At 56.9% G+C, this 7465-nt stretch carries 4 protein-coding genes and 1 pseudogene; 3 read left to right on the top strand and 2 right to left on the bottom strand.

What is annotated here, in order from left to right; all coding sequences use genetic code 11:
• The 3 genes from NDJ10_RS14740 to NDJ10_RS14730 form a co-directional block, all read left to right on the top strand.
• The coding region (locus NDJ10_RS14740) for an OmcA/MtrC family decaheme c-type cytochrome (RefSeq protein WP_296163665.1) at window positions 1-2092 on the top strand (2092 nt) is incomplete at its 5' end.
• Between the two features lie 223 nt (window positions 2093-2315).
• On the top strand, window positions 2316-4922 hold the full coding sequence (locus NDJ10_RS14735) for an OmcA/MtrC family decaheme c-type cytochrome (RefSeq protein ID WP_296163662.1): 2607 nt from the start codon (window positions 2316-2318) through the stop codon (window positions 4920-4922).
• A 180-nt stretch (window positions 4923-5102) separates the two neighbouring features.
• Window positions 5103-5459: a helix-hairpin-helix domain-containing protein gene (locus NDJ10_RS14730; protein WP_296163660.1), complete on the top strand. Its 357-nt coding sequence runs from the start codon at window positions 5103-5105 to the stop codon at window positions 5457-5459.
• Between the two features lie 112 nt (window positions 5460-5571).
• On the opposite strand, the pseudogene NDJ10_RS14725 reads toward NDJ10_RS14730, so the two are convergent.
• Window positions 5572-5742: pseudogene (locus NDJ10_RS14725) on the bottom strand (channel protein TolC); the annotation flags it as partial.
• Between the two features lie 147 nt (window positions 5743-5889).
• On the bottom strand, window positions 5890-7278 hold the full coding sequence (yjjJ, locus tag NDJ10_RS14720; protein WP_296163657.1) for a type II toxin-antitoxin system HipA family toxin YjjJ: 1389 nt from the start codon (window positions 7276-7278) through the stop codon (window positions 5890-5892).
• Between the last annotated feature and the right edge of the window lie 187 nt (window positions 7279-7465).

Raw genomic sequence — 7465 nt, 5'->3', positions numbered from 1 at the left:
TGCACCTAACGTGTTGGCCGATCTGGGCGATCTCACTTACGATCCAACACTCACCCACCGTGTGACCGTCGCCATTTCAGGTAACGCTCCCGGCACTGGCACGAACACTGCCAATGGGGTGCAAGTTGTTGCCGGCGTACCCATGAAAAATCCGGTCAACGCCATTTATGACTTCATTCCTGCCACAGGCAAGACGGTCACTGCCACAGATGCGCAGCGTAACGTCACCTCCATGGCAGCTTGCATGTCATGCCACAGCAAGTTCGAATTCCATGGCGGTGGCCGTCAGGATCCGCAATACTGCGTCGTCTGTCATACCGATCAGCGCAAGTACGGTCGAACTGACTCAGTGGCCACTGGGAATGCCTATGCAGGCAGCACTTACAGGATTGATGGCAAAGCGGTTGGCGACTTCCCGACAGCCGTCCACAAAATCCACATGGGTCATGAGTTGATGAAAACCGGCTACAACTACGCCGGTGTCCAGTTCAACGAAATCCTGTACCCACAGCCGGTGACCAACTGCGTCAAATGCCACGATGGTTCTGCCAATGCGGTTAACAAGACTGCCCAGGGCGACAACTGGAAGAATGTCCCCAGCTTGCTGGCTTGCAGCTCGTGCCATGACGGTATCGACTTCAAGACCGGCACCGGCACAACCCTGTCTGGCTCTGCAGTTGGCCACATCGGTGGTGCAAAATCCGACGACAAGACTTGTATCCTGTGCCATGACGCGGCAAGCATTCCGGTTTACCACGTCACGGTTGATTCGACCGGTGCCAATGGCCGCGGTGGTTATCCGCTGAACACGGCATTGGACACTCCTACCCCAGGTTACGAGGCTGGATTTGGTCCGAGCATTCCGTTGGCCTCGCAACTGAATCTGCCCGCCGGTGTGTACAAGATCGACTTTGAACTCAAGCAAGTCACGGTTGCCGGTGCTGCCGGCGCCAAGAAAGCCACGGTTGTCTACCGCATTATGAAAGACGGCAAACCGGTCACCGTGAACCCCACGGGTTACCTGATTGACGGTGTGGACGGCTCGCCCAGCATCATGGTGACTTATGCGACCACCCCGGACGGCATCGCCAAACCGGCCGATTGGAACGTCGTTTCGCTCGGTGGCGGCACCCCCGTCAAGGATATTCGTGACGGCAAGGGTGGCACACAGACCGGCCCTGACGCCAACGGCTACTACACGGCAACACTGGCTACCATCATTCCTGACACGGCCACGATGGTGACTGGTGCGGTGGGGGTTAGCTACAACGGCTTTGTCCAGTTGAACCATGCGGCTTACCCGCAAGGCATCCGCCTGCGTGAGCCCAAGTTTGCCTTCAAAACCGCTGATGGTTACACAGCCCGCCGCAACGTGGTCGATGGTGACAAGTGCAATAGCTGCCACGGCCAACTGGGTGTCGGTCCGTCCTTCCACGCTGGCGCACGCAACAACGGTGCAGGCTGCGCCCTCTGCCATGACCCCGCGCGCGCTACTGGCCACGTTGGTGTGAAGTACAGTTTCGGCGGCGGCTGGTCGGTCAGCGCCAAAAACCTGGTGCACTCGATCCATGCGTCAAAGATGCGTGCCGAAGACTTTAACTACGAAGCCACCGCTGCAAACCCGACGGGCTTTGCTGAAGTGACCTATCCAGGCGTATTGAACAAGTGCGAACAATGCCACGTGGCAGGCAGTTATGACTTCAGTGCATCGGCTAACGCCGCTGCACTGCCTAACCTGTCGTGGACCACGGAAGCCAGTGGGAACATGCTCAATGACTTGACAACCAATCCAACAGGTATTGCCTCGGTTGGTCTGTCACCATGGGTAACTACACTGGGCAATGGTCAGGTTGATTACCGGACTGACAACCTGGTGTCGTCGCCGATTTCCTCTTCCTGCTTCGGTTGCCATGACAGCAAAACTGCAGTTACACACATGCAGTTGAACGGTGGCACGCTTTACAAGCCGGTTTCCACTGTTTCTGTTAGCGGCACCGGCGACCGCACAAAGGGTTTCAAAACAGTTGAAACCTGCATGGTTTGCCATGCCAGCGGCAAGGTTGCCGACATCAAGGCAGTTCACATGAAATAACAGCAATTTTCTGTGTTGACCAAAACCCCCGAGGGCGGCAACGCCTTCGGGGGTTTTTTTATATGTGATGAATTTGGAGTCGCAGCACGCACACTCATCGGTTGATTAGATAAAACTTGATATAGCGCAAATGTTCGACAGTTTGAAGACGCGGTTTCACTTGTGTAAAGCTTGCGTAAATTGATAATAAGGCCTTCCAAAGTCAACGCCATAGGAGGCTCATGTGAAACATGTCGAACTAGCAAGGAAGAGTAAATCTTCCTCCCATTGGACGAGGCTTGCTGCGGCAAGCCTGCTTGCCGTGGCGGCCCTGGCCGGTTGCGGCGGTGGTGACGATGGCGCGCCTGGTGCTACGGGTGCTACGGGTGCCACGGGTGCTACAGGTGCGCCTGGTCAGGACCTGACAGCCGTGGTTAACCTTGCCACTGTCAGCGCAACCGATTGGGCTGCGCTGACCCCTGTGGCAACCGTCTCCAGTGTGGTGATCAACAGCCCCCCGGTGGTTTCTTTCAAGGTGGTCGATGGCTATCAGCGTCCAGTGGTAGGTTTGACTACTTCGCAACTCCGATTCAGCATTGCCAAACTGGTTCCTGGCGCTGCCGGCAGTCAGAGTACCTGGGTGAACTACATCGTTGGTGACCCAACAACGGGTGCTCCGAGTCGTCCCGGAACGGAAAATGTTGCTGCCAACTTGGTTGACAACAAGGATGGTACTTACAAATACACATTCGCACGCGACATCACAGGTCCTTTGCAGACCAAGATGGCAGCATGGTTTGCAGATACCGCCAATGCAGCATCTCCCTACAAAAAAGCCGATGTCATGGGTGCTGATGGCAAACTGCTGGACTATGTGCCAACATTGCAGCACCGTCTTGCCATCCAGCTATCGGGTTCGGTCAATGGTGGCACTTTGGCAAATCCGGCCAACGCCATCTATGACTTTGTTCCCGCTACCGGCGCGGTGGTCGCGGCTGCCGATGTGCAGCGTGAAGTGGTGTCAATTGACAGTTGCAACACCTGCCATGAGAAGCTTGCCTTCCACGGTGGCGGTCGCGTTGACACCCGTTATTGCGTCGTTTGTCATACCGATCAACGAAAATCTGGTTATGCCAACGTAGCTTCGGTAGCCGGCCAGTTCCCGACACTCACGGAAACTAAGACGGTGAATGCGACAACTGGCATCACCAGCTACAGCTATTCGCCTGAAACCAGGGTAGCCGATGGTGAAGTCTCCGGTAACTTTACGACTCTGGTCCACAAAATTCACAATGGATCAGCATTGGTCAAGCAAAACTACAACTATGCCAACGTCGCGTTCAATAACAAGGGTTTTTCGATGCTCGACAATGGGCAGAAGATGTGCAGCACCTGCCATGACAGTACCAAAGCAAAACAGGCCGACAACTGGAACACCCAGCCAAGCCGGGTCGCTTGCGGTTCTTGCCACGATGGCATTAAATGGTCTGACGGAACAGGTACAACGCTGGCTGGCGAGACTACCGGACACGTCGGCAAAGGACAGTCCAGCGACGCCACCTGCTACCTGTGCCACGCGTCTGCCGACATCAAGGTCTATCACCGGACTGACAATGTGACCAAGCACAATCCAACTGTTGCCGCTGGTTTGGTGAACTTCAAGTACGAAATCAAGTCTGCGGCCGTGGATGCCGGAACCAATACTGTGACCGTGAAGTTCAAAATCAGTTCCGACGGTGGTGTCCTGCCAGCAGTGTTCACGCCATTGACGTCAATCGCGCCAACCGGCTTCACTGGTGGCCCGGGCTTCTTGCTCTCCTGGGCGGGCCTGCCAAGCGGCATGCTTGCCGCCGACTTCAAGCCGGTTGATTACGACAACAGTGGTGTTACCAAAGGCGACGCAAAGTCAGTTACTTTCGCCGCTGCGGGTTTGACAGCGTCGTCTGCGCCTGATGCCGACGGCTATTTCACCGCAACGATCGCCAACGGGTTCCCGGTCGGTGCGAAATTGCGTGCGGTCTCACTCAATAGCTATTACACACAGGCGGCTGGAACCAATGGCATCTCTGCAAACACTGCCCGCCATGCGATTTCGGTGGTCAAGGCAGTCACCGGTGACGATGTGCGCCGCACCGTGGTGGATTCGGCCAAGTGCTCCAATTGCCACGAGTGGTTCGAAGGCCATGGCGGTAGCCGGGTTTATGAAATCCAGGTTTGTGTAACGTGTCACGTGCCCAACAAGGCCACCAGCGGACGCGGAATTTCTGACTCAGTTTTTGCTGCCTATCCATTCACAGCTGCAGATAACAAGAAACTGACAGAGTGGGGCGTTAACAAGCTCCTGCCTGAAACAGCACTGCAATTGCCAGTCACGTCCAACAACATGAAGGACATGATTCACGGGATCCACGCGGGCCGTGATCGGGTGACACCGTTCATGGATGCGCGTGACCGCACGCCAAGTGCCATCACTTTGCTCGACTTCCGCCGGATGGACTTCCCAGGCAAACTCAACAACTGCGAGACTTGCCACAAAGCCGGCACCTACAGCAGTGTGCCAAGTGCTGCCCTGTCCTCCAACTATGAGTCGATCAATGCCGCTTATGCAGCAACACGGACAACGGCCAATGCCAAGGCGTCTTATGCCACGGTCAACGCCGATGACAGCGTTGTTTCGCCATATACCGCGTCCTGTGTGAGCTGCCATGACTCGCAAAGCGCCAAAACCCACGCCAGCCTGAATGGTGGACAAGTCCAGGTCAAGCGTAGTGCGCTCGTTGCCAATGGTGAGGGATGCGTGACATGCCACGGTCCAGGCAAAGAATTTGACGCAGTCGTCATGCACAAGTAATCAGGCTACGAGGGTTTTTACCCTCGTACACTGAGCCAAGCAATCAACCCGGATGTGGCGACATACCCGGGTTTTTTTATGATGCTTTGCAATACACTAGCAATTACCAGGACATATCAAGGAACGTCTTTCATGAAATTCAGTAGCATCAAAACCACATGCATTACCCTGACCCTGCTGTTGTCCACCAGCCTCTGCACGGCCGCTGACAGCCAGGCATCCGCGCCAAAGCCAGCCACAAACAAGACCGAAACAAGCGGTCAGAGCGGCATTGCAGCCAAGCCCAAGGCGGTGCCCAAAGTCAAGCTGGTTGACATCAATAGTGCGAAGAAAGCAGAACTCAAAACGCTCCCCGGCGTCAGCGATGCCGAAGCCGACAAGATCATCGGTGGTCGTCCATATGGTAGCAAAGCGCATTTGCTGACACACAACATCGTCAGTGCAGCGGTCTATGACGGGTTAAAGGGACTAGTGATTGCGAAGCAGCCAACCAACGATGCAGGCAAGAACGCTGAACTTTACAAGAACAAAAAATAGTACGGGAGTAAATTCCCCGTTTCTTGGGTGTGGGGGAATTTGAAATGGCGGTAATCCCTCCAAATTCCACTCGCCTCGGAAGTAGAGGCTGTTGCTGCCTTGAGTAAGCGGTTTATTTCACCAGCAGCGCATTCACCGCGTTCAGGTCATCCGCCGTGAGCGTGCCATTGGCCTGGCGCAGTTTCAGGCCGCCCAGCAACACGTCGTAGCGCGCTTTGGCCAGTTTGGCCTTGGTGTCGAACAGCGCAGTCTGGGCGTTGAGCACGTCGATGTTGATGCGCACGCTAGCTTCAGGGTTTTCGGATCATCACGCATGCATGGCGGTGTGCGCCGCCTCCACCAGAAAGCCGCTGCGGCTCTGCCCTTTCTTTTTGGCAAACTCGTCAATGACTCTGGGATCCACTTCAGTTTTTTCCGGCGGGCTCTACGGTTAACGTGCCATCAGTTTAAGCAGCACACCAGCGTTATCGGCGCAAATGGTCCGAAAGCCGGTGCTGATGCGTTCGTCCGCTGCGGCCGTCTGCCAGAACGCGGTGGCAGCGTGTGCCGCGTGGTTCCAATCCACGCGCTGCGCCGGAAGCGGCAGCTTGGGTTCAAAGCTGCGGGCGGGCAGTTCGACACCGCGCGCCGGCGCGTAGAGCATGGGCAACATGTCGTAAGCCGGTGACAGTTGCAGTCCCGCCCCACCGTTCCGGGCGTTGGGTTGAAAGGACAGGTTGCCCTCGTGCATGTCCGTGTTGCCGATGAGCTGGCCGAAGTGCCACAGCAGCGCAATGTTGCTGGTATCGTGTTCTGATAGCCAGCCGCGCTTGGCCACCTGCCGGGCAGCCTCGGTCCAGGGCACACCAGCCAGGCCAAATAGCGCGGCGTTGAGCGAGGACCAGGACGTCACCCCCGAGCGCCCGAGTAGCCCGTGCCGATCGAAGCGTTCGACCTCCAGGAAGGTGCGCCCGCTGCTGTGGTGAATGCGCGATGCTGCCGAACCAACGCCAAGGTGCTCCGACAGTATGAGACTCGCCAGGTGTTCACACACCAGCAGGTCGGCCCAGCGCTGTGTGCCCGTGGAGTCGTCAGAGCCAGAGAACTTGACCAGCACGTGCTGTACCCGCCCGTCGCTGTACTGGCGAACGGCCGTGAACTTAGGGAACTCACCCCCGGCCGAGGAACCCCCAACACCCTGGACCATGGCGGTCTCGGCCAGCTTGGCGTAGGCCTGCTCCACCTCATGCTCGGCCACTGGCGCGTCACCACGGCCCAAGCGCGCAGTTTGCAGACGCTCAAGCCATTGACGGCAAGCCGGTTCGCCGATGATGAGGTTGCCAAGCAAGTCGACGCCCAGCATCGACATCGCATGCAACGCATGGTCGTCAGACCAGTCTTGTGGATCTGCAGGAACCTGCAGCATCTCGGCGTGATGGCGCGCGAAGTTGCGGCCGAGAAAACCCTGTGGCCGCATGTCATGGAGTGGATAGGGCAGGCCGTCGAACCATCCCGCTTGCATGTCTGCGTCCATCGGCCAGCCGAAGTCGGCGAGAAACTCGGCAGCGCAGCCGTCCGGGTAGGTCAGGTCCAGCCGGGCGATTTCCTGCACATCCCCGCACTCGTCGACGCGGTACAGCGGCAGTGCCGCAAGTGAACCGCGTAGCGCGCGGCGTGCAGCGTAGGTGGTGCGCCGCGCGCTGCCGCGCACGATGATTTCGTTCCCAGCGGCTCGTGCCAAGCGCATCAGCGTGGCACGGCTGACCCCGAGCGACTTGAGAAGTTCGCCCGCCTGCATGCGCCCGTTAAGGCGCAAGGTGGTGATGATGTCTGCTGTCACAATGAAACGATTGTCGCGCGCCGTAAAGAAGTAATTTTACCAACGAGAAAATTGTATTTCTCGAAATATAGTGAAACGATATTTGAAACAATTTTAGTGACATTGACGGAATGTGGCAAGACGTGTTTAACCATCATTCAGGCCGGAATCGATCTGCAATTCAGAGTGCGGACAGTCATCGGCCCGA

Origin of the sequence: Rhodoferax sp., assembly GCF_023700745.1 — a bacterium.
GTDB lineage: Bacteria > Pseudomonadota > Gammaproteobacteria > Burkholderiales > Burkholderiaceae_C > Rhodoferax.
This window is presented reverse-complemented; position numbering and strand designations above follow the sequence as displayed.